This window comes from Streptomyces sp. NBC_01016 (genome assembly GCF_026341035.1).
GTDB lineage: Bacteria > Actinomycetota > Actinomycetes > Streptomycetales > Streptomycetaceae > Streptomyces.
Map to the genome: position 1 here is coordinate 5,589,829 of NZ_JAPEOQ010000001.1, position 22,053 is coordinate 5,611,881.

Annotated in this window: 17 protein-coding genes and 1 pseudogene; 4 read left to right on the top strand and 14 right to left on the bottom strand. The window is 72.2% G+C overall.

Translation table 11 applies throughout. The features are described from left to right. Positions 1 to 51: 51 nt before the first annotated feature. The 9 genes and pseudogenes from OG746_RS25165 to xylB form a co-directional block, all read right to left on the bottom strand. The gene (locus tag OG746_RS25165; protein WP_524540450.1) at positions 52 to 1,170 is read right to left on the bottom strand and encodes a ferritin-like domain-containing protein; all 1,119 of its coding nucleotides are present in this window, start codon (positions 1,168 to 1,170) and stop codon (positions 52 to 54) included. A gap of 53 nt (positions 1,171 to 1,223) precedes the next feature. After that, on the bottom strand, positions 1,224 to 2,183 hold the full coding sequence (locus tag OG746_RS25170; protein WP_266718132.1) for a diacylglycerol/lipid kinase family protein: 960 nt from the start codon (positions 2,181 to 2,183) through the stop codon (positions 1,224 to 1,226). Positions 2,184 to 2,237: 54 nt separating this feature from the next. After that, positions 2,238 to 2,329, bottom strand: a pseudogene (locus tag OG746_RS25175). A 488-nt stretch (positions 2,330 to 2,817) separates the two neighbouring features. Continuing rightward, positions 2,818 to 4,341 carry an acetaldehyde dehydrogenase ExaC gene (gene exaC / locus OG746_RS25180; RefSeq protein WP_266718134.1) on the bottom strand — a complete coding sequence of 508 codons (1,524 nt, stop codon included), beginning with the start codon at positions 4,339 to 4,341 and terminating at the stop codon, positions 2,818 to 2,820. Between the two features lie 75 nt (positions 4,342 to 4,416). Further along, a complete protein-coding gene (locus OG746_RS25185; protein ID WP_266718136.1) occupies positions 4,417 to 5,685 on the bottom strand; it encodes a GAF domain-containing protein in 1,269 nt (422 codons plus the stop codon). A gap of 146 nt (positions 5,686 to 5,831) precedes the next feature. Next, positions 5,832 to 6,437 carry an N-acetylmuramoyl-L-alanine amidase gene (locus OG746_RS25190; protein WP_266718138.1) on the bottom strand — a complete coding sequence of 202 codons (606 nt, stop codon included), beginning with the start codon at positions 6,435 to 6,437 and terminating at the stop codon, positions 5,832 to 5,834. A 110-nt stretch (positions 6,438 to 6,547) separates the two neighbouring features. Then, positions 6,548 to 7,570, bottom strand: a complete 1,023-nt coding sequence (locus tag OG746_RS25195) for an acetamidase/formamidase family protein (RefSeq protein ID WP_266718140.1) — start codon at positions 7,568 to 7,570, stop codon at positions 6,548 to 6,550. A gap of 399 nt (positions 7,571 to 7,969) precedes the next feature. Then, on the bottom strand, positions 7,970 to 9,160 hold the full coding sequence (locus OG746_RS25200; RefSeq protein WP_266718142.1) for an ROK family transcriptional regulator: 1,191 nt from the start codon (positions 9,158 to 9,160) through the stop codon (positions 7,970 to 7,972). 221 nt (positions 9,161 to 9,381) lie between these two features. After that, positions 9,382 to 10,818: a xylulokinase gene (xylB, locus tag OG746_RS25205; RefSeq protein WP_266718144.1), complete on the bottom strand. Its 1,437-nt coding sequence runs from the start codon at positions 10,816 to 10,818 to the stop codon at positions 9,382 to 9,384. A gap of 153 nt (positions 10,819 to 10,971) precedes the next feature. Between xylB and xylA the strand changes: the two genes are divergently transcribed. Together xylA and OG746_RS25215 are read left to right on the top strand one after the other, a co-directional pair. Further along, positions 10,972 to 12,138 carry a xylose isomerase gene (gene xylA / locus OG746_RS25210; protein ID WP_266718146.1) on the top strand — a complete coding sequence of 389 codons (1,167 nt, stop codon included), beginning with the start codon at positions 10,972 to 10,974 and terminating at the stop codon, positions 12,136 to 12,138. A 126-nt stretch (positions 12,139 to 12,264) separates the two neighbouring features. After that, a complete protein-coding gene (locus tag OG746_RS25215) occupies positions 12,265 to 12,654 on the top strand; it encodes a hypothetical protein (protein WP_266718148.1) in 390 nt (129 codons plus the stop codon). 93 nt (positions 12,655 to 12,747) lie between these two features. On the opposite strand, the gene OG746_RS25220 is transcribed toward OG746_RS25215, so the two are convergent. The 5 genes from OG746_RS25220 to OG746_RS25240 all read right to left on the bottom strand — a co-directional run bounded on the left by OG746_RS25220 (position 12,748) and on the right by OG746_RS25240 (position 18,466). After that, on the bottom strand, positions 12,748 to 14,100 hold the full coding sequence (locus tag OG746_RS25220; RefSeq protein ID WP_266718150.1) for an esterase-like activity of phytase family protein: 1,353 nt from the start codon (positions 14,098 to 14,100) through the stop codon (positions 12,748 to 12,750). An 89-nt stretch (positions 14,101 to 14,189) separates the two neighbouring features. Continuing rightward, positions 14,190 to 14,759 (bottom strand): DUF1097 domain-containing protein, encoded by a 570-nt coding sequence (locus OG746_RS25225; protein WP_266718152.1) that lies wholly within the window; start codon positions 14,757 to 14,759, stop codon positions 14,190 to 14,192. A 1-nt stretch (position 14,760) separates the two neighbouring features. Next, positions 14,761 to 16,044: an amidohydrolase family protein gene (locus tag OG746_RS25230; protein ID WP_266718154.1), complete on the bottom strand. Its 1,284-nt coding sequence runs from the start codon at positions 16,042 to 16,044 to the stop codon at positions 14,761 to 14,763. 110 nt (positions 16,045 to 16,154) lie between these two features. Continuing rightward, the gene (locus tag OG746_RS25235; RefSeq protein ID WP_266718156.1) at positions 16,155 to 17,288 is read right to left on the bottom strand and encodes an acetamidase/formamidase family protein; all 1,134 of its coding nucleotides are present in this window, start codon (positions 17,286 to 17,288) and stop codon (positions 16,155 to 16,157) included. An 89-nt stretch (positions 17,289 to 17,377) separates the two neighbouring features. Further along, positions 17,378 to 18,466, bottom strand: coding sequence for a carbamate kinase (locus tag OG746_RS25240; RefSeq protein WP_266718158.1), 1,089 nt, complete (start codon positions 18,464 to 18,466; stop codon positions 17,378 to 17,380). Positions 18,467 to 18,668: 202 nt separating this feature from the next. On the opposite strand from OG746_RS25240, the gene OG746_RS25245 reads away from it, so the two are divergent. Both OG746_RS25245 and OG746_RS25250 read left to right on the top strand, forming a co-directional pair. Further along, positions 18,669 to 20,237, top strand: coding sequence for a PucR family transcriptional regulator (locus OG746_RS25245; protein WP_266718160.1), 1,569 nt, complete (start codon positions 18,669 to 18,671; stop codon positions 20,235 to 20,237). 199 nt (positions 20,238 to 20,436) lie between these two features. Further along, positions 20,437 to 22,041 (top strand): AllF/FdrA family protein, encoded by a 1,605-nt coding sequence (locus OG746_RS25250; RefSeq protein WP_266718161.1) that lies wholly within the window; start codon positions 20,437 to 20,439, stop codon positions 22,039 to 22,041. Positions 22,042 to 22,053: the final 12 nt, after the last annotated feature.

Sequence of the window (22,053 nt, forward strand, 5' to 3'; positions counted from 1 at the left end):
GGACCCCTTGACCGGGTCCGGCGCAGCCTGCTGGGCCGACAGCGGGGCCGTTCAGCCGTCGTCGCCGGCGGCGTTGAGCCGCCCCTCCGCAATCGCGTGGTGGACCTCGTTCTGCCGCGACTTGAGCTCGTGCCGCTCCGCGTCCAGCGCCTCCGCCTGGGCCTCGTCCGCCGCCATGAGCTTCAGCAGGTCGCGGTCCGCCATGTCCAGCACGCCCATGTCCGCGTATGCCTGCTGGACCCTTGGCCCCCACAGCCCGATGTCCTTGACGCAGGGCACGATCCGGGTGAAGAGCCGTGACCGGAAGGCACGCATGCGCGGGCCCCGGTTCATGTACTCCATGCATTCCTTCATGTCGAAGCCGAGCGTCTCCCACACCTCCTGCATCCGCAGCCGGTCGCGCATCAGGTAGCAGCCCTCGACGATGAAGTCCTCGCGTTCCGCGATCTCCTTGCTGGTCAGCTCCTTGTAGTAGTCCCGCAGCGCGATGCGCCCGAAGGCCACGTGCCGGGCCTCGTCCTGCATGATGTAGGAGAGAATCTGCTTGGGCAGCGGCTTGTCCGTACGGTCGCGCAGGATGCCGAAGGCCGCGAGGGCCAGGCCCTCGATGAGCACCTGCATTCCCAGATACGGCATGTCCCAGCGGGAGTCGTTCAAAGCCTCGCCCAGCAGGGACTTCAGATGCGGGCTGATCGGATAGCTCATGCCGATCTTGTCGCGCACAAAGCGCGTGAACAGCTCCGCGTGCCGCGCCTCGTCCATGACCTGGGTCGCGGCATAGAACTTGGAGTCGATGTCCGGCACCGACTCGACGATCCGGGCGGAGCAGATCATGGCGCCCTGCTCGCCGTGCAGGAACTGACTGAACTCCCAGGCCGCCATGTGCCGTCGCAGCTCCTGCTTCTCCCGCCCGTTCAGGCGGGAGTACTGCCGGGAGCCGTACAGCGCGAGGGCGTTCTCCGGAGTGCCGAGGACATCACAGGGGTCCACGTCCAGGGACCAGTCGATCCGCTTCGTACTGTCCCACTGCTTGTCCTTGCCCTTCTGATAGAGGCTCAGCAGCCGCTCTCGATCCGTGTCGTACTCCCAGGTGAAGGTGTTTCGCCCCTGCATCGGAAACGACCAGGCGGCGCTGGTGTCGGTGTTCGGGATATGGGCGCTATCACTCATGAGCAAGTCCCTTGCGTGGTACGGATGGTGGTCGACCCGCGGCCGGCCTGCGGTCATACGGACTCGGCGGCCGGGGCCAGCACCGGCAGCGCCGCGGGAAGGATGTCGAGTGCGTAGCGCGTGCGCCCGCGCTTGACCTCGCCGTCCCACTCGAAGGTGAGGGGTGCACCGTCGGTGCGTTCGATCTCGACGCGGCGACCGCGCCGGTACAGCACCTCGGGCCGTTCGAGATGCCGTCCCTCCCGAGTGAGACCGGGAAGCTCCAGAGGATCGAGATCGCCGGTCACCACACAGACGTCGAGCAGAGCGTCGTCCAGAACGGAGTGGGGCAGCAGGAGGAACCCGCCGCCCCGGTAGCGGCCGCCACCGACGGCCGCGAGGACCACGCTGCCGTCATGGACCACCTCGCCGTCCACCACGACCCTGGCCGGGTGCGGCGCGAAGTCGCGCAAGGTCGCGGCCACCGCTTGCTGGTAGCGGGCCCGACCGCTGATCCTGGTGAGCCCGGCCGCCGTCTCCAGCGCCTCGGCGACGAGACCGGAGCAGGCGCCCAGCAGCACGATGTCCCGCGTCTGCGCCACGCGCGCCAGGTCCAGCCGCCGAAGCCGCGGACGCGCTCCCGTGAAGGCGGCGGCGAGCGCCTCGCGCCACGGCCGGTCGTGCCAGACCTCTTTGTAGAAAGAGTTGCCGGTGCCGGCCGGAACGCAGAACAGGGCCGGGCCGACGAGCCCCGGCCGGGCCGCCACGACCTCCGCGCCCTCCCCGGCCGCCACGATGCCGCCCGCCACTTCGCCGACGGTGCCGTCGCCGCCGACCGCGACCACGGCGTCCACGCCGTCCCGTACGGCCTTCGCGGCCAGTGTCCGGGCGTGCCCGGGGTACGCGGTCCGCACCACGCCGACCTCTCCGACGAGCCTCTGACACGCCTCAGCGACATCCGCGACCGGGACCGAAACGGCGCCCCCCGCCCGTTCGTTCGCCACGATCACCGCATTGCGTGCCCAGTGGCTCATGCGCTGCTTCCTTGTCCGCATCGTCTGCATCGGATCGGCCGCCGCCGCGCTGAGCGGAGAGAGCAGGATTCGAACCTGCGCGGGGCTTGGCACCCCTGACCGGAAACGGGTTCCGGCCCCCATTGGGCCGCTATGGGTATCTCTCCTCGCCGGCCTCCGCGGCCGACGTAAGGACGATGCCACGCCGGACTTGCAGACGGCTGAAACGCTCGTCTCAGTCCGCTGCGCTCCGCTCTGGTCTGTGCGGTGCGAACAAACGGGGGTGGTTCTGGGACAGCCGGTTGGCCTGGGTACTCGCAGACGGCCCATGACCGGGGCGACAGCGGGACCGTCCGAGCGCAGGATGGTCCGGCTCGCGGGCCGGGACCCCTTTTGCCGGGCCCCGGCGGCGTGTTGATGAGCGCGCACGATCGTGGCGTCGACGGCGACGCCCCAGTCCAGATCGCCGGCGGCGTCGGCCGCGAGCAGAGCGGTGAGAGTCCGCTGCCGGGTTCCGCCACGCGCCCACATTTGCAGCGGGTTGGCGGGATGGGCACAGGCAGGGCCGTGTAAGCAGCGCGCCGCTTAAGCGAAGGGCGCCCATGGTAGGCGCCTGACATGGACAAGCCCAGGTCAGGCGCCCTTCTTGTGCCCTCTAGAAGAACCCCAGCTTCTGTGCCGAGTACGACACCAAGAGGTTCTTCGTCTGCTGGTAGTGGTCCAGCATCATCTTGTGGTTCTCGCGGCCGATGCCGGACTGCTTGTAGCCGCCGAACGCTGCGTGTGCCGGGTATGCGTGGTAGCAGTTGGTCCAGACGCGGCCCGCCTGGATCGAACGGCCCGCCCGGTACGCCGTGTTGATGTCGCGGGTCCACACCCCGGCCCCGAGGCCGTACAGCGTGTCGTTGGCGATCTTGATGGCGTCGTCGTAGTCGGCGAAGGAGGCCACCGAGACGACCGGGCCGAAGATCTCCTCCTGGAAGATCCGCATGCGGTTCTGGCCCTCGAAGATGGTGGGCTGGACGTAATAGCCTCCCGCCAACTCGCCGTCGTACTCGATGCGTTGGCCGCCCGTGAGGACCTTCGCGCCCTCCTGCTGGCCGATGTCCAGGTAGGAAAGGATCTTCTGGAGCTGGTCGTTGGAGGCCTGGGCGCCGATCATCGTGTCGGTGTCCAGGGGGTGGCCGGGCTTGATGGCCTCGGTGCGGGCGATGGCCGCCTCGATGAACTCGCTGTAGTGGCCCTGCTGGATGAGCGCGCGGGACGGGCAGGTGCAGACCTCGCCCTGGTTCAGGGCGAACATCGTGAAGCCCTCGAGGGCCTTGTCGCGGAAGTCGTCGTCCTTCGCCCAGACGTCGTCGAAGAAGATGTTCGGGGACTTGCCGCCGAGTTCGAGCGTGACTGGCTTGATGTTCTCCGAGGCGTACTGCATGATCAGGCGGCCCGTCGTGGTCTCGCCGGTGAACGCGACCTTCGCCACGCGGGACGACGAGGCCAGGGGTTTGCCCGCCTCCACGCCGAAGCCGTTGACGACGTTGACCACGCCCGGCGGAATCAGGTCCTTGACCAGGTCCAGCCAGACGTGGATCGACGCCGGGGTCTGCTCGGCCGGCTTGATGACCACCGCGTTGCCGGCCGCGAGCGCCGGAGCCAGCTTCCACGTCGCCATCAGGATCGGGAAGTTCCACGGGATGATCTGCGCGACGACGCCGAGCGGCTCGTGGAAGTGGTACGCGACCGTGTCGTCGTCGATCTCGGAGAGGGAGCCCTCCTGCGCGCGGACCGCGCCCGCGAAGTAGCGGAAGTGGTCGATCGCGAGGGGGATGTCGGCCGCGAGGGTCTCGCGGATCGGTTTGCCGTTCTCCCAGCTTTCGGCGACGGCGAGGAGTTCGAGGTTCTGCTCCATGCGGTCGGCGATCTTGAGGAGGATGTCCGCGCGGGCCCCGGGCGCCGTGCGACCCCAGGAGGGCGCCGCGGCGTGCGCGGCGTCGAGGGCGCGCTCGACGTCCTCGGCCGTGCCGCGGGCGATCTCGGTGAACGGCTGTCCGTTGACGGGGCTCGGGTTCTCGAAGTACTGGCCGCGGGCGGGCGGCGCGTACTCGCCGCCGATGAAGTGGTCGTAGCGGGCCTCGTAGGAGACGACGGAGCCCTGTGTGCCGGGCGCTGCGTAGCGGGTCATGGTGAGTGGCCTCCTGTGCGGCTGCCCGCCTTTGGGCAGCGTTCGCTCGGGAGGCTAGGAGTCCGGACGTTGCAGTTACGTTGCGTACGGGGCCGGGGAGCGCAGTTCGTCGTCGAGCGCGGCGAGGCGGGCAAGCACCGGCGGCGTCGGGCGGATCGCCGCGAGCGCGCGCCAGACGTCCAGGTCGTCCTCGCCCCACGGTGCGTGTACCCAGTCGGCCAGCAGGTCGGGGTCGGCGCGGGCGATGAGCGCGGCCCGGAGTTCGTCGACGAGGCGGTGCCGGATCCGGGCCACGGCGGGCGCCTGCGACAAGGGGAGGAGCGGGCCGGTGTACGCCGAGGCCGCCGCCGTGACCGCTCCCGAGGCGAGGCGGCGCTCGACCGTGGTGAGGTCCGAGTCGACCGGTCTCGACAGCCGGTAGGGGCGCGAGCGCAGCACGTCGGGCCCCAGTACCCGGCGCAGCCGGGCCAGTTCGGCGCGCAGCGTCACCGGCGTCACGGACTCGTCCTCGTACAGGAAGCAGAGGAGTTCGTCGCCCGTCAGGCCCTCCGGGTGGCGGGAGAGCAGGACGAGGAGCTCGCTGTGGCGGCGGCTGAGGCGGAGCTTGTGGCCGTCCGGCGTGAGGAGGAGGGCCTCGTCGCGGCCGAGCACCGTCAGGCGCAGGGCCGGCTCGGCCGCCGGCGGCGTTGCCAGGAGGGCGAGTTGGGACTCCGCCGCGCGCGCCACCGCCTGCACGAACGCCAGGCTGTGCGGATGTGCGAGGCGGTCGCCGCCCGTGATGTCGATGGCGCCGAGCAGCCGTCCGGTGTGCGGGTCGTGCACGGGGGCCGCCGCACAGGTCCACGGCTGCACCTTGCGGATGAAGTGCTCGGCCGCGAACACCTGTACCGGGCGGTCGACGGCGACGGCCGTGCCCGGCGCGTTCGTCCCCATCGCCGACTCCGACCAGCGGGCACCCGGCACGAAGTTCATCCGGTCCGCCGCCTGCCGCGTACGCGCGTGCCCCTCCACCCACAGCAGCCTGCCGTGCGCGTCGCACACCGCGAGCAGATGCTCGCCGTCCGCGGCGAACGTGCCCATCAACTCGCGGAACAGCGGCATCACACGGGCCAGCGGATGCTCCGCCCGGTAGCTGTCGAGATCACCCTCCGGCATCTCCACCGACGCCGAGGCGTCCGGGCTGACGTGCGCGCCCGCCGAGCGGCGCCAGGACGCGGCGACGACGGGGCGCACGGGGCGGGCCACGGTGCCGGCCGCGGTGAACCGGTCGTGCGCGCGGCGCAGCGCCCGGACCCGCTCGGACGGATCGGTGCCCGGCTCCAGGGCGACCCACTGTTCGGTCAACGCGGCCTCCAGGCGGGATCCTTCGCGACGGTGCGGTGGCGCGACCATCGTCACCCCGGGGACGCGGGCCGACAAGAAGCGGAACACGGATCGGGCGATTCGGCACATGCCACTCACGGGTGTGGAGACGGCCGCGCCCGCCGGGATCAGGAGGCGGCGACCAGCCGCATGTACCGGTCCCAGTCCCAGTTCGGGCCCGGGTCCGTGTGATCCGCGCCGGGCACCTCCACGTGGCCGATGATCCGCTCGCGGGTCTTCGGGATGCCGTAGCGCGTGCAGATCGACGCGGTGAGCGCCGCCGACTCCCGGTACATCGCGGCGGTGAAGTACTCCGGTTTGTCGACCCACCCTTCGTGTTCGATGCCGATGCTGCGCGTGTTGTAGTCCCAGTTCCCCGCGTGCCAGGCGACGTTCTTCTCCCGCACCATCTGGGCGATGTGCCCGTCGGAAGAGCGGACGACGTAATGCGCGGAGACCTGCTTGGCCGGGTTCTTGAAGATGTCGAGCGTCGTCGCGTACGACTCCTGCGTCACGTGGACGATCACGAACTCGACCGGGTACGACAACGGGCGCCCGGACTCCGTGTAGTTGGACTTGCTCGCCGGAACGGACTGGGCCTTCGGGTAGTCCACCGTCGCCAGCGGCAGGGCGTCGGCCCGGCCCGTGGCCAGCAGTGCGGTGGGCGCCGCGGCGAGCGCGCCGAGTTGGAGCAGTCGGCGGCGGCTCGGGAATGATTGTTTTGCTCGGTCCATGTCAATCCTGCCTCTCGGGTCACCGGTGGGGCGGAACTCAGTGGGGCGGGTGCGGTGCTGTGGGGGTGAGTGGGTGAGTGGAGGGGTGGGGGATCGGTTGGGGCGGGGGTTCAGAGTTCGGGGCGCGGCAGGGTCGCCGCGCTTTCGCGGAGCCGTGTGTGCAGCCCGCGGTGCGTCTCGCGTGCAGGCAGCCATTCCTTGCGGAGCTTGGCGACGCACGTGTAATTGGTGTCGCAGACGTTCGCCAGCGGTGACTCCACGGTCTGCGTCACGAACTGGTACGCGTCCAACTCGCTGAAGCCGTAGTCCCGTACGAGCCACTGCACCAGGTCGAGCTGGGATATCCGGAAGGCGTCCTCCAGCGGGCGGGCCGAACCCGTCGAGACGATGTGCGTGTCCGACTCGATGCGCGGCCACGGCGTAGCCACGCCCTTGAGGAGCTCCACGATGACGACGGTCCGCATGGCACACTCCACGGCCACACCGCAGGTCTCGCCCTCGCCCTGCCTCGCGTGCCCGTCGCCGAGGCTCAGGAGCGCGCCCTCCACGTTCACGCCGAGGTAGCAGGTGACGCCCGCCCGCATCTCCGGCGTGTCCATGTTCCCGCCGTGCGCGTCCGGCACGAGCGCCGAACGGACCTCCAGATTCGCGGGCGCGACACCGACCGTGCCGTGCATCGGGTCCATCGGCAGCTCGGCGGTGAACTCGCTGTCCCGCGCCGCGAACAGGGCGGTGCGGCGCGCCCGGTCGAGCTGCCATATCCAGACGGTCTCGGGGAGTGGCGGCTGGAGCGTCGCGGTCGCGTGCGTCGATGTCAGCGCCCCGAACAGCGGCACCGTCGTGGACGCCGCCCAGTCGCGCGCGGGCTCCACCGACACGAAGTGCACCGCCACGGTGTCGCCCGGCTCGGCGCCCTCGATGTGGAACGGGCCGGTCTGCGGGTTGAGGAAAGGGAACTCGCAGACTTCCGAGACCAGGTCCTTCTCGGAGCGGACCCGGCCGCCGAAGCAGTCCTCCGTGAACAGGTCGAGCGCCGTGCCCGGAGCGATGCGCGCGACGGGCGGCGCACCGCCGAACGTCCAGGCGTACTCGCCGGGCCCCGGCCGGACGGTCAGCATCCGGAGATCGCTCATGAGGACTGCGCTCCGCTCTGTGGGCAGTGGGTGACGGGCGTAGGGACGCCGACGACGCCGAGCACCAGCGATATGCCCACGACGGAACACGCGTAGACCTGGCCCCGCCCCGATGGCCGCTCGACGCTCTCCGTGACATCCCCCGACACAGGAATCCCCCTTTCCCGTGCGCGCGCCACCACCCGTCGGACGGACGGGGGTGCGGCGCCTCGCGTGAATTACGGTACGGGGCCCGCAGGTTGGGGCGGAAGGGGGCGCGGAAGATCTGTGGACAACCCACGCAATGTGAACAACCGCATGTCAGAGGTCCGAACCAGTGGCGTGTGGGGGGAGCGGTGCCACGGTGCGTGGGGGCAGGTGGCGTCAACGCGGCAGCCAATGGTGGGACCCGCCCCGTCCTCAGGCGGCGACCGCCCCCATCGGATCGTCGAGCACCGCCCGCACCACCGAGTGCGCCGCCCCCAGCAGCGGCCCGTCCGAACCCAGGCCGGAGGTGATGACGCCGTCCTCCGGGGACGCCGTGCGGCGGGTCAACTCCCGCTCCAGCGACGGCAGAAGCCACGGTGCAAGTCGGGACAGCGCGCCACCGAGGACCACCGCACGCGGGTCCACGAGGTTGACCGCGCCGGTCAGCGCGATGCCGAGCGCGGTGCCCGCCGAGCGCAGCGCCCGGCGCGTCGGGACGTCACCGTCGGCGGCCCGCTCGGCGAGCAGCGACACCCGGTCGGGGCCGGGCTCGATGTCCGCCGCGCGCAGCACCGCCTCCTCACCCGCGTACTGCTCGAGGCACCCACGCCCGCCGCACGGGCACGCGGGTCCCTCCGGGCGCACCGGCACGTGGCCCAGCTCCCCCGCGAACCCCCGTGTCCCGCGCAGGAGGTGACCGTCCACGACGAGCGCCGCGCCGATGCCGATCTCCGCCGACACATGGAGGAAGTCGGCGGGGGAGTCCTCGGCGAGCCACAGTTCGGCGAGGGCGCCGAAGTTCGCCTCGTTCTCGACGGTGACCGGCACATCGACCGGGAGCAGGGACGCGACATCCGTGTCGTGCCAGTCGAGGTTGGGTGCGCGCACGACGGTCGTGGTGCCGCGTGCGACCAGGCCCGGCACGGCGATCGCGAGCCCGGCGGGCCGCAGCCCGGCCGCCTGCGCCTTGTCGGTCACCTCCCGTACCAGTTCCGCGAGTTCGTCCAGTACGGGCTTCGGCGCGCGCTCCCGATTGCTCACCCGGCGCCGTGCCCGCGCCCGCACCTCGCCCCGCAGGTCCACCGCGCACACCGCGAGATGGTCGACGCCCACTTCGGCGCCGAGACCGGCAGGACCCCGACCGCTCACGGCGAGCGCCGAGCCCGGCCGCCCGACGCCGCCCGGACGCTGCGGCCCCAGCTCCTCCAGCAGCCCCGCCCGGATCAACTCGTCGACCAGCGTGGACACGGCTGCCCGGGTCAGGCCGATGTGCTGCGCCACCGCGGCCCGCGAGAGCGGACCCTCGGCGGCGACGGCGTGCATGGCGCGGGACAGGTTGCGGCGGCGCATGGCCTGCTGGGTGTCGGACGTGCCCGGTCGCGGCCGGTGCAGTGGTGCGGTCATGCGCTCATGCTCCCAGGGGCGGTGAGGTGGGATATGCGGGAGGTGGGTCCGCGCGTCGGGTGGGCCTCACCTGTCGGTGGGTGGGTCCACGCGTCGGGATGGGCCCACTCGCCGGTGGGCGGACCCACTTATCGGATGGGCCCACTCGCCGGTCGGCGGACCCACTCGTCGGGCGGACCCACTCATCGGGTGGGACTCACCTGTCGGGTGGGCCTCAGGCCTCACTCGTTCCCGAGAAGCGCCCCCGCCTCCCCGAGCACCCCCGAAATCCGCTCCAGCGCCGCCTCGTCCCGCCGCTCGACCGGTTCGAGCAGCGGGCCGCGCGCCGTGTCCCAGCGCCGGGCCACCGCCCCCGCGTCCTCGCCGGTCAGCACGCCCGCGGCCTGCGCCGCCGCTCCCAGCGCCACCAGTTCGCCGGCCTCGGGCACCTGCACCGCCCGCCCCGATAGCCGTCGCACCGTCTCCTGCCAGGCCGTCCCGCGCGCCCCGCCGCCGATGAGCAGCAGGGGAGCCGCGGGGTCGGCGTCCGCGTCGAGCACCCGGTCGAGCGCCCCGAGCAGCGCGTGCACCGCCCCGTCGTACGCAGCCTGCAGCAACTGGCCGCCGGTCGTGTCGTGGCGCAGACCGGTCAACAGGCCGGAGGCGTCCGGCAGGTTGGGCGTCCGCTCGCCGTCCAGGTACGGCAGGATCGTCGCCGTGCCGCCCGCCTCGACCGCCTCCCGGTCCAGGCCGAGCAGCGCCGCGATCCGGTCCACCGCGAGTGTGCAGTTCAGCGTGCAGGCCAGCGGCAGCCAGTCGCCGCGCGCGTCCGCGAAACCGGCGACGGTACCGGAGGGGTCGGCCGGCCGGTTCCGCGACACCGCGTACACCGTGCCCGATGTGCCGAGGCTCAGTACGGGAGTTCCCGGCAGCAGGCCGAGGCCGAGCGCGGCGGCCGCGTTGTCACCGGTGCCGCCCGCCACCAACGTGCCCTCCGCGAAGGGCAGATCGGCTCCCGCGCGTACTGTGCCCGCGACCTCGCCGGGTGCCACCACCCGCGGCAGCAGCGACGGGTCGAGCCCCACGCGCGCGAGCACGTCCTCGTCGTACGCCTCGGTCGACGATGCCCACCACCCCGTACCGGACGCGTCGCCCCGGTCCGTCGTGCCGTCACCGGTGAGACGGCCCGTGAGGTAGTCGTGCGGCAGCCGAACCGCGGCCGTGGCGCGCGCCGACTCCGGCTCGTGCTCGGCCAGCCACGCCCACTTCGACACGGTGAAGGAGGCCGCCGGCACGATGCCGAACCGCTCCGCCCACGCCTTCGCCCCGCCCAGTTCGTCCACGAGGCGGCGGGCCTGCGGCGCGGAGCGCACGTCGTTCCACAGCAGCGCGGGCCGCACCGGACGCCCCTGCGCGTCCAGCGTCACCAGACCGTGCTGCTGCCCGCCGACCGACACCGCCGAGGCGCGCCGAGCCGCGTCGCCGCACTGTGCCAGCGCCTCGCGCAACGCCCGGTACCACTCCTCGGGGTCGCTCTCGCGGCCCGCGCCCGAGGTCACGGTGTGCGGTGCCTGCCCGCGCGCCACGGTCGCGCCCGTCGCGACATCGACGACCAACACCTTCGTGGACTGCGTGGAACTGTCGACCCCTACGACGAGGGGTCCATCGGCAGCTGACATGCGGCTCTCCTGAAATCTCGGGAAATCTGTGTCTGTAGGACGGTCGGCTCTTCCCAGCGGCGTTCCCGCATACTAATTTGTAAAGCGCCATGACGAAATAGGCGGCCGCACTCCATGTGCGCGGCCGCCGGGCAACGGCTAGGGAGCCGCGAGATGACGTACCAGCCCACCCCTGACGACAAGTTCACCTTCGGTCTGTGGACCGTCGGCTGGCAGGGCCGCGACCCGTTCGGCGACGCCACCCGTCCGGCACTCGACCCGGTCGAGTCCGTGCAGCGCCTCTCCGAGCTCGGCGCCCACGGTGTGACCTTCCACGACGACGACCTGATCCCCTTCGGGGCCTCCGAGGCCGAGCGCGAGTCGCACATCAAGCGCTTCCGGCAGGCCCTCGACGCCACCGGCATGGTCGTCCCGATGGCCACCACGAACCTGTTCACGCACCCGGTCTTCAAGGACGGCGGCTTCACCGCCAACGACCGCGACGTGCGCCGCTACGCCCTGCGCAAGGTCATCCGCAACATCGACCTCGCCGCCGAGCTCGGCGCCAAGACCTATGTCGCGTGGGGCGGCCGCGAGGGCTCCGAGTCCGGCGGCGCCAAGGACGTCCGTGACGCGCTCGACCGCATGAAGGAGGCCTTCGACCTCCTCGGCGAGTACGTCGTCGAGCAGGGCTACGACCTCAAGTTCGCCATCGAGCCCAAGCCGAACGAGCCGCGCGGCGACATCCTGCTGCCCACCGTCGGCCACGCCCTCGCGTTCATCGAGCGCCTGGAGCGGCCCGAGATGTACGGCGTGAACCCCGAGGTCGGCCACGAGCAGATGGCGGGCCTCAACTTCCCGCACGGCATCGCCCAGGCCCTGTGGGCCGGCAAGCTCTTCCACATCGACCTCAACGGCCAGTCCGGCATCAAGTACGACCAGGACCTGCGCTTCGGCGCCGGCGACCTGCGCGCCGCGTTCTGGCTCGTCGACCTGCTGGAGCAGGCCGGCTACGAGGGCCCGCGGCACTTCGACTTCAAGCCGCCGCGGACCGAGGACTTCGACGGCGTGTGGGCCTCGGCCGCCGGCTGCATGCGCAACTACCTGATCCTCAAGGACCGGGCCGCCGCCTTCCGCGACGACCCCGAGGTCCAGGCGGCCCTGACCGCCTCCCGCCTGGACGAGCTCGCCAAGCCGACCGCCGCCGACGGCCTGGCCGCGCTGCTCGCCGACAAGAGCGCCTTCGAGGAGTTCGACGTGAACGCGGCCGCCGAGCGCGGCATGGCGTTCGAGCACCTCGACCAGCTGGCGATGGACCACCTGCTGGGCGTGCGCGCCTGACGTAGCCCGTACGGAAGCCCCGTACGGAAGTACGGAAGTACCGCGACCGACCGGACGTACGCCGTCCGGTCGGTCAACTTCCCTCAGGGGCTCGCGCGTTGGGCCCGATGCGGCAATTCTGGAGGGGTGTCCTTACCCCCGATGCCGCCGCAGCCGCCCCCGCCGCCGAACAATGCGCCGCCGCCCGGTGGCTTCGGTGCGCCGCCGCCCGACGGGCCGCGCCGCCCCGACCGGCGCAAGACCCTGGTGATCGCGACGCTTGTCGCCCTCGTGGTGATCGTGGGCGCCGTCGTCCTCCTGACGACCCGCGGCGGCTCCTCGGACGGCGACAAGAAGTCGCCCGACGAGAGCAGCGAACAGGCCACGCGCTCCTCGTCGCCCCGCATCCCGAGCAAGCTGCCGTCCTCGCTGCCCAGCAACCTGCCGAGCGAGCTCCCCAGTGGGCTGCCGAGCGAACTGCCCTCGGACATCCCCAGCGAGCTGCCGAGCGAGTTGCCCAGCGAACTGGGCGGCTGAATTCGCGGACTCGACGGCCGCGGGGTGCTTCTACAGGGCGCGCCGACGGCCGCGAGGTGCTCCTACAGGGCGCACGATGGCCGCCAGTTGCGCCTACAGGGCGCCCTTCGGCAGCTTCACGTGCGTCACCTTCGTCTCGACGCCGCTGTCCACGAGCCGTCCGTCCGCGTCGAACGCCCCGTCGCCGTCGGTCATCCCGAAGTCGTTGTCGTTGATCAGGGCGAGGGTGTCGCGTCCCGCGAGGGCGATGCCCTCGATCTTGTCGGGGACGCCGTCGACCTTGTCGAGGTCCACCACGAGGCGCTTGGCGAGGACCGGCACGCCCTTCGCCGTCGGGTCGTCGAGTTGCTCCAGTGACGGGGAGGTGGCGTCGTCGTCCCAGCGCCCGCCCAGGATGTCGGCGCCGCGAGTGAGCCGCACCTCCTGAAGGCGGGCCGCCTTGTCCGTGCGCTCCTCGACGAGCAGCCGGTCGCCGCCGACGGCGACGACGGAGGAGATCTTCAGCTCGGAGGGGTCGTCCTCGCCGGGGTCCACCACGTCCACCGGGTCGAAGCGGTACGCGTACTCCGCCGTGACCGCCTGGCTCTTCGGCGAGAACCGCAGCAGGCGCGTCGTCCGCGAGGCGTCACCCGCGTCCTCGTCCGGCAGCGACAGCGGGCTCTGCACCGCCAGTACCAGGTCCCCGCCCGGCAGTTGGGCGAGCCCCTCGAAGCCCCGGTTGACCTTGCGGTGCAGCAGCACGGACGGCAGCGACTCGACGACCGGGTAGTCGGCGCCCTTCAGGTCCAGCCCCTTCGGCACGTGCCGGGCGAGGACCCGGCCGTCCGCGGAGACGTGCACGAGCGAGGGGCCGTACTCGTCGACGAGCCAGAAGCTGCCGTCCGCCGCGCGCACGATGCCCTCGGTGTCGAGACCGTTCGGGTTGTACGAGAGCGGGGACTCGGCGTCGTACGAGTACGGCTTCTCGTCCCGGCCCTCCTGGTTCGACAGCCCGGTGACGGGCTTGCCGGACTTCGTGGTGAGCGGGATCGCGTCGAGCACCTTCACCTGATCGCCGGTGACGCGGATCTTCACGATCGCCGGGTCGAAGCCGGGCACGGGGAACGTGCGGCGCTTCGTGCCGTCGACCTTGATCTGGCCGTTCGGGCCGCGGTCGGTCACGGTCCAGAACTCGCCTTTGCGGCCCGCCGGGTAGAGGTCCGAGCCGATGCCGCCGAGGTCCACGCCCCGGTCGTCGTCGACCGTGCCCGGCAGCAGGGCGTTGCTGAACTCGCCCAGGGGTACGTCGCCGAGCCTCGCACTCCCGGTGACCTCGGCCGCCGCAGACCCGGTGGGTGCGCCCGTCGCGGCCGGCGCCACACCGAGCGCCACGAGGGCGGCGAGCGGCACACCCGCGGCGACGGAACGGCCGAGGGTGCGGCGCTTGCCGGGGACGAGCGGGGACATGGGGCCTCCTGGGGCGCGGACGAGGTGTACAGCGCACACGCTCGGCCCCCGCCCCGAACACGGAGTGACGCCAGGGTGAACAGGGCCGCTCAGGAAGGCGACTTGATCTCCACCGGGAAGGTCAGCCGCATCGACAGCCAGGCGTACACCGGGCCGAGCGCGTTCATGGCGACCACGCACACCCAGGCCGCCCACGGGTTGCCCGCCTCGAAGCCGAACCCGCCGAAGAACGTCGCGAAGTAGCTGGCGAAACCGAAGAACATGCCAGGAATGAGCGAGAAGAATCGGACCCGGCCCGTGTACATCAGAGCGCTGTTCAGGACGAGGATGCACAGCGCCCCGAACGCGTTCCGGGCCAACTGGCTCTCGCCGAACGCCGTGCCCGCATGAGTCTCCAACAGCACGATGAGCAGCGCGTACGTGGAACCCACCGGCATCGCGCACCACAGCCGTCGCGCGCCGGCCAGGCTCGGGCCGCCCATCAGGAACATGCCCGCCCACGAGATGAAGATCGCCCAAGGTGGCAGATGCAGCGCGGTCCCGCCCACGAAGGCGGTCGTCGCGGCGAGCACCGACGCCACGATCTCGTGCGGAATCCGCTCCCGGAGCACGGGTGTCACCGCAGCGGCCGTGCTCGTCCCTGTCGTCGCCTCGGCCATGTCAGACCACCCCGCCCGCGACGAGGGAACCGTCGAGTTCCGCGGAGACCGTCGAACGGGCCACCACCCGCCCCGACTTGACCACCGCGGTGCGCACGGGCCGGTCCAGGAGCAGCGTGGCGTAATCGCGGGTGTCCAGGACGACCAGGTCCGCCACCGCGCCCTCGCGCACCCCGTAGTCCGCTTCCGGAATGCCGATCACGCGCGCGGCGTCGTACGTCACCATGCGCAGCACCCGTCGCAGATCGGCGGGGCCCGACAGGTGCGCGATCCGGGCGAGCAGCAGCGCGGTCTCCAGGACGTCGCCGGTGCCGTACGGGGTGAACGCGTTGCGGATGTTGTTGGTGGCGCAGGCGGTGAGGACGTCCGCGTCCCAGAGTTCACGCACGGGGGCCAGGCCCCGGCGCGGCGCCGTGTCGTCGCCGCGACCGCCCAGGAAGAGATCCGTGGCGGGCAGCGGCACGACCGCGACCCCGGCGGCCGCGAGTTCGGCGAGGACCGTACGCCGCTCGGCAGGCGGGCGCCCGGCGAGCGAGGTGGCGTGGCCGAGGGTCACCCGCCCCTGGAGGCCGCGCTCGGCGGTGCGGGCGGCGATGAACTCGGCGAGGGCGAAGCGGCTGTCGCCGTGGTCGTCGCCGAAGTCCGCGTGCAGATCGGCAGGGACGCCGTACTCGGTGGCGAGATCGAGGACCAGCTCCACGTGCCGGTGGCAGTCGGCGAGAGAGGCCTCGTTGTAGGTGCACCCCCCGACGACATCGGCGCCCGAGTCGAGCGCCTCACGGAGCAGCTTCTCCGTGCCGGGCGCCTTGAAGATGCCCTCCTGGGGGAACGCGACGACCTGGAGGGTGACCAGCTCCGCCCACCTCTCGCGCAGTTCCAATAGGACGTTGAGCCCGGTCAGGCCCGCCACCGGGTCGACGTCGGGATGGGCGCGGATCGCGGTGGTGCCGTTCAGGACGCACATCCGGAGCACCTGTTCGGCACGCGCGCGTACCTCGTCGTACGTGAATCCCGCCTTAAGTAGCGCGGTGATCCTGATGGCGTCCGCGAGTGAGCCGGTGCCCTCCGGGGTCAACCCGTCGAGCAGTGCCTTGTCCGGGTGCAGATGGGCCTCGATCAGACCGGGCACGACGACGCGGCCCGCGCAGTCGAGGACCTCGGCGCCGATGTCGTCCGGCGCGGCGAGACCGGGGCCGATGGCCTCGATCCGTCCGCCGCGGACGCGGATGTCGGTCGGGTCGGGCGAGTCCTCCACACGCGCGTGGCGCAGCAGCAGAGCGGTCACGGTGGTTCTCCTTCGGTCGAGAGATGCGTGACGGGCAAGTGCGGGTGCGGGTGCGGTGCGTGCGGGCGCGACCTGGGGGGGGGAGGTTACGTCTGGGGTGGATCGGTGGGTTACGTCTCGGCGGGGAAGTCCGCCTTGCGGATCAGGCAGTGGACGCCCTTGATCTGGTCGACCACCTGTGAGACCTCGAAGTCGGCCGCCGCGCTGAGATACGCGTACGCGGTGGCCCGGTCCATGCCGGTGCGCGCCGTGAGGAAGCCGAGCGCGGAGCGCACGCACTGGCGCATCGCCTCGTCGAGGTCGGCGTCGAGTCCGAGCGCGATCCAGTGCGTACGTGTCTCGGCGAACGGCTCCGCGAGCAGCCCGGTCACCCGGCGTGCCGCCGCACCGCGCACCACCGACAGCTGCACCGTCGCCCGCAGGGGCGCCTCCAGCGCGGTGAGCGCCACCTCCCCGTTGCCCTGCGCGAAGTGCGGGTCACCCGCGTAGAAGCCCGCGCCGTCGGTACGTATCGGCAGGTACAGGTTCGATCCGCAGGTCAGGTGCTTGATGTCGAGGTTGCCGCCGAAGGGGCCCGGCGGCACCGAACTGCGCGTGTCCGCGCCGTCGTCCGTCACACCCATGATCCCGACGAACGGGCCGAGCGGGAAGCGCGCGCTCAGCGTCGGCGTGCAGCGCAGCACGCCGAACTCGGCGCCGTCGCCATCGCGTTCGACCGTGCAGAAGGAGGAGACCGTGCCCTCCGAGGCGCGCTTGGTGTCCGGGCTCGTGAACTCGGCTGCCGGGTCCGGGAGTTCATCGGGCAGGGAGCCGCGGGTGTGCCGGTTGGAGACGATGCCGTAGTGCGTGCGCCGGTGCAGGCTCAGGGTGCGTACGCACAGCAGGTCACCGGGGCGTGCGCCGCGCACCGCGACGGGGCCCGTGACGATGTGCGGGCCGATCGGGCCCTCAGGTTCGCGCCCGAGGTCGGACGCCGCGATCTCCTGGGCGTCGCGCGGCACTTGGTGTGCGGGCACTCCGTAGCCGCCGAAGAACTCCACCGGGTCGCGGCCCTGGTCGGGCAGGATCCCCTCGTGGGAGACGAGATCGAACGTGACCGTGTCACCGTCGTCGACCTTCAGTACCGGGGCGCTGTCCGCGCGGGGGAGTACGCCCCAGCGGGCGGTGTCGGGCGTGGTGGCGAGGTGGTGGCGGCCGTCGACGGGCATGGCGTCGGGGGAGGGGGCGGCGGAGGTCAGCGTCATAGGGGGTCCTTCGGCCGTGAGGGGGCGGGGAGGCGACGGGGAGGGGCAAGGAGGGGGTCGGCGGCAGGGACGATCTTGATGTCGTCGTGTTACGGCCCCGAAGCGGTCGTGTTGCCATTACCAAAGTCACTGCCACTGCCCTCGCCGTTGACCGACCGGACAGTTCGGGCGGTCGGGACGATGCGCGTGCCCGTCGCGCCGCGCAGCGCCTCGCTCAACGCGCCCGGTGACGTGATCAGCACACGGTGGCCGCCTGACGCGAGGAAGTCCAGGGCCGAGCGCACCTTCGGCCCCATGCTGCCCTCGGGGAACTGCCCCTCCGCCAGATACCGGTGGGCCTGCGCCGCGTCCATGCGGTCGAGGTCCCGGTGGCGCGGGGTGCCCCAGTCGAGGGCGATCCGCTCGACTCCGGTCGTCACGATCAGCTCGTCCGCGCCGAGCGCGGAGGCGAGCAGCGCGGAGGTCGCGTCCTTGTCGACGACCGCCTCCACGCCGCACAGCGCCCCGTCGGGCCCGCGGGTGACGGGGATGCCGCCGCCCCCGCCCGCCACCACGACATGCCCGGCGTCCAACAGGGCGGCGACGGCGTCGAGTTCGACGATGGCGTGCGGCGCCGGTGAGGGGACGACGCGGCGCCAGCCGCGCCCCGCGTCGTCGGCGACGGTCCACCCGTGCCGGGCGGCGAGCCGCTCCGCCTCCGCGCGCTCGTAGTGCGTGCCGATGGGCTTGGTGGGCCGGGCGAACGCCGGGTCGGCCGGGTCGACGACGGTGTGTGTGAGCAGGGCGACCGGCCGGGACCCGGCCGGCAGGGCGTCCGACAGGCCGCGTACGAGGATGTAGCCGATGCTGCCCTGCGAGTCGGCGACGCACATGTCGAGGTCGAGGAGCGGGAGTTCGGGGGCGAGCTCGGCCGCGAGGTCGGAACGCCGCTTGATGAAACCGACCTGTGGACCGTTGCCGTGCGTGACGACCACGCGGTGTCCCGCACGGACCAGCTCCGCCACCGGGCGCGCCAACTGCCGGGCGGCGGCGAACTGTTCCGCGATGGTGGCGCGCGGACCGCCGTTGAGGAGTGCGTTGCCACCGATGGCGAGGACGGTGACAGGGGCGACGGGGCGCGTCACGGCCGGTGGCCGCACGGGGGAAGCGGCTGGTGGGGGCGCGGTTCCTGGAGGCATGTCAGGACGATAGGAACGCCCGGCGCGGCGGTCATGGGCAGCCGGTGCCAGCGTGTGCGCGGGGGCGTTGACGCTCGCTGACAGTGCTTCGGGGGCGACCGGGTGGGGGCGGACGACGGCACCGCCACGGTATCGAGGAATCGTATACAACCTCGTGTCACGAGCGTTTACAGCCCCCGCGAGGGCGCCCATAGTGAGCGGCGTGACCCTTGTTCCGCACGCTGCGACGGCACCCCGTCCCGCCGGCGCCGTGGGCCTGACCGTGGCCCAGGCGCTGGAGCTGCCCGCGCTCGCGGGCGCCCGCCTGGCGGCCGGGGAGGCGGGCGCGCGTCGCGGCATCAGGGTCGCCAACATCATGGAAGTGCCGGACATCATCCGCTGGATGCGCGGCGGCGAGTTCCTGCTCACCACCGCCTACGCCGTCCGCGACGACGAGGAGGCGCTCACCGGCCTGGTGCCCGAACTCGCCGCCCGCGGCCTCGCGGCCCTCGGCGTGAAGGTCGGCCCCTATCTGCCGAGGCTGCCCGACCCGATGCTGCGCCGCGCCGACGAACTGGGCTTCCCCATCGTCGAGTTGCCCGGCGACGTCATGCTCAACGACATCCTCTCCGAGGTCATCGGCACCGTACTCAACCGGCAGGCGCTCAGTCTGGAGCGCTCGCAGGCGCTGCGCGACCGGCTCTCACAGGCCGTCCTCGGGGGCGGCTCCTACGGCGAACTCGTCGTCCTGCTGGCGGGGGAGACCGGCTGCGCCGCCGCGATCCGTGGTCCGGACGGGGGGCTGCTCGCGGCAGCGGGAGACGTGCCCGACGGCGTTCCCGCGTCCGTGTCCCGGCCGATCACCGTCGGGCATCGCAGCGGCGGCGAGGTCGTCCTGTGGGCGGGGCGCGGCTGCGTACCCGACGAGGAGTGGGGAACCGCCGCCGACCACGTGGCCAGCCTGGCCGGGATGCTCGCCGTACAGGAACGCGTACTGGCCGAGCGCGAACGCCGGTACCGCACCCTGCTGTTGACCGAACTCGTCTCCCACCCCCCGCGCGACCGTGCGGAGTCGGCGCGCCGGGCCGCGGCCCTCGGCTGGGACCTGGAGCGGCCGCACGCCGCCGTGGTCGTCGAGGCCGCGGCAACCCCGGAGGGTGCGGGCGTCCGCCTCACGGAGGAACGCCTGCTCTCCGCCGCCCGCACCGCACTGGGTGCCGACACACCCGCCTGGGGCACCCCCGGTGGCCTCACCGCGCTGGTGGCGCCGGGCGGCTCCGAACTGCGCAGCCGCTGCGAGGAGTTGCGCCGCGCGGTCGCCGCCGCCTGCCCGGGGCGCGCCGTGGCCGTCGCGGCGGGCACGATCCGCGCCGACTTCACCGAACTGCACCTCAGTCACAGCGAGGCGCTCAGCGCGCTCGCCCTGGGCCGTGAACTGGAGGGCCCCGCACGCTCGTTCGTCCGGCTCCACGAGGAGAGCGGGGTGTACCGGCTCCTCGACCAGCTGCCCGCGGGTGAACTCCAGGCACTGGTCGACGACGCCCTCGGCCCGCTGCTGACGTACGACGCCGGGCACGACGGCAGTCTCGTGCACAGCCTCACCGTGTATCTGCGGCACGACCGCAACGGCGTCGAGGCGGCCGAGGAACTCCACGTGCACTACAACACGCTGCGCTACCGCCTCAAGCAGATCGAACGGCTCACCGGCGCACCCGACAAGGATCCGATGCGCCGGCTACAGACGGAACTGGCCGTCCACGCCCACCGGTTGCTCAGCGCGCGCGCTCACTGACGGTGGCCGTCGGTGTCGGCGTCGGCATTGGTGGCGGCGTCGGTGAGCGGTCCGACGGCGCACGGTCGCGGGTGTCCCCGATCATGCTGGTGTGCGCCCGGCGGCCCGGTCACTGTCAGCCGTTGCCGGTGATCCACACCCGCGCGCTGGCACCGCTCGCCGAAGACCGCGCCCGGGGTGCGGCCGTAGCGTCGATGCCATGGAGCCCACCCCGCCCGCCACCGACGGCCACCCCGCCCCGGACACCCTGACGTCGAACTCCGTGCGGTGCGACGCCTACGCCGACTCGGTCGCCCTGATGCGCGCGGCCCAGCACCTCACCAAACTGCCCGGCATCACGGCCGCCAGCCTCGTCATGGCGACCGAACCCAATCTGCGGCTGCTCGCCGGCGCCCGACTCCTCACCGACGAGGGCCGTGCCGCACGCCCCGCCGACATGATCGTCGCGCTGCGCGGGACCGCCGACGCCATCGAGCACGCCCTGGCCGAGGTGCCCGCGCTGCTCGAACAGCCTGCCGCCTCGGAGAGCTCCGAGCGCGATGAATGGGTGCCGCGCGCCCTCGGCGAGGCGGACCCGGCGACCGCCCTCGCGCTGATCTCCACCCCCGGCCCGTACGCGGCGGCCGAAGCGCTCAAGGCGCTGCGCCGCGGCATGCACGCCTTCGTCTTCAGTGACAACGTCTCCATCGAGCAGGAGATCCGCATCAAGGAGGAGGCCCACCGCCGGGGCCTGCTCGCCATGGGACCCGACTGCGGAACCGGCGTCCTGGACGGCGTACCGCTCGGCTTCGCCAATGTGCTCCGCTCCGGCCGCATCGGCCTGATCGGCGCCTCCGGAACGGGACTTCAGCAGGTGTCGTGCCTGTTGGACGCGGCCGGCGAAGGAGTCCGGCAGATGATCGGGACCGGCGGCCGTGACCTCAGCGCGGAGGTCGGCGCGCGCACCACGCTCGACGCGCTCGACCTGCTCGCCGCCGACCCCGGCTGCGAGTTGATCGTGCTGGTGTCGAAGCCGCCCGCGCCCGAGGTGGCCGAACGTGTCATCGCCCGGGCGGGGCGTGTGGGCAAGCCGGTAGTCGTCGCGTTCCTCAGCACCGAAAGGCCTGCCGCGCTCGGCGACCTCGCGGGCGCCGAGCGGCCGGATGGGGCGGGCGCCGTCACTGTCGTCGGCACGCTGCGCGACGCGGCCCGCGCGGTCGTGCGCACCCTCGGTGGCGTACCTGCACCCCCCTGGGCGCCGCCCGCGGTGGACGCGGTACCGGGCCGGTACCTCCGCGCCCTGTACGCGGGCGGAACCTTCGCGTACGAGGCACGGCAACTGCTGCCGACGGCGGTCACGGCAGTCGACCCCTACGTTCCCGGACGTGAAATCGGCCTGCCAGAGCGCCATTTGGTGCTCGACCTCGGCGACGACGCCTACACCGCGGGCCGCCCCCACCCGATGATCGACCCCACCGTGCGCGCCGCCCATCTGCGTGCCGCACTGTCCGACCCGGGCACCGCAGCCGTGGTCCTGGACGTCGTTCTTGGACACGGCGCGGGCGCCGCCCCGGCCGCGGCGCTCGCGACCGAGTTGGAACGGGCGGGGGAGCGGGGGCGGGCGCCCGTCATCGCCTTCGTCGTCGGCACGGCCGGCGACCCGCAGGACGTCGACGCGGTGCGGGCGCGCCTGGAGAAGGCGGGCGCCGTGCTGGCACCGACCAGTACTGATGCGGCCGAGTGGGCAGTGTCGTTGGTGACCGGGGGTGGTGAACTCCGCTACGACGTCGGTGAGTTGACGCCAACGGGGAGGGCGGGGCGGTGACCGTGATGCCGC

Bases quoted from the DNA above. Each gene is read 5' to 3' on its own strand.
- xylB (WP_266718144.1), bottom strand. From the start codon at position 10,818: ATGTCAGCTGCCGATGGACCCCTCGTCGTAGGGGTCGACAGTTCCACG.
- OG746_RS25165 (WP_524540450.1), bottom strand. From the start codon at position 1,170: ATGAGTGATAGCGCCCATATCCCGAACACCGACACCAGCGCCGCCTGG.
- OG746_RS25190 (WP_266718138.1), bottom strand. From the start codon at position 6,437: ATGGACCGAGCAAAACAATCATTCCCGAGCCGCCGCCGACTGCTCCAA.
- OG746_RS25240 (WP_266718158.1), bottom strand. From the start codon at position 18,466: ATGCCTCCAGGAACCGCGCCCCCACCAGCCGCTTCCCCCGTGCGGCCA.
- xylA (WP_266718146.1), top strand. From the start codon at position 10,972: ATGACGTACCAGCCCACCCCTGACGACAAGTTCACCTTCGGTCTGTGG.
- OG746_RS25225 (WP_266718152.1), bottom strand. From the start codon at position 14,759: ATGGCCGAGGCGACGACAGGGACGAGCACGGCCGCTGCGGTGACACCC.
- OG746_RS25235 (WP_266718156.1), bottom strand. From the start codon at position 17,288: ATGACGCTGACCTCCGCCGCCCCCTCCCCCGACGCCATGCCCGTCGAC.
- OG746_RS25220 (WP_266718150.1), bottom strand. From the start codon at position 14,100: ATGTCCCCGCTCGTCCCCGGCAAGCGCCGCACCCTCGGCCGTTCCGTC.
- exaC (WP_266718134.1), bottom strand. From the start codon at position 4,341: ATGACCCGCTACGCAGCGCCCGGCACACAGGGCTCCGTCGTCTCCTAC.
- OG746_RS25170 (WP_266718132.1), bottom strand. From the start codon at position 2,183: ATGAGCCACTGGGCACGCAATGCGGTGATCGTGGCGAACGAACGGGCG.
- OG746_RS25250 (WP_266718161.1), top strand. From the start codon at position 20,437: ATGGAGCCCACCCCGCCCGCCACCGACGGCCACCCCGCCCCGGACACC.
- OG746_RS25195 (WP_266718140.1), bottom strand. From the start codon at position 7,570: ATGAGCGATCTCCGGATGCTGACCGTCCGGCCGGGGCCCGGCGAGTAC.
- OG746_RS25200 (WP_266718142.1), bottom strand. From the start codon at position 9,160: ATGACCGCACCACTGCACCGGCCGCGACCGGGCACGTCCGACACCCAG.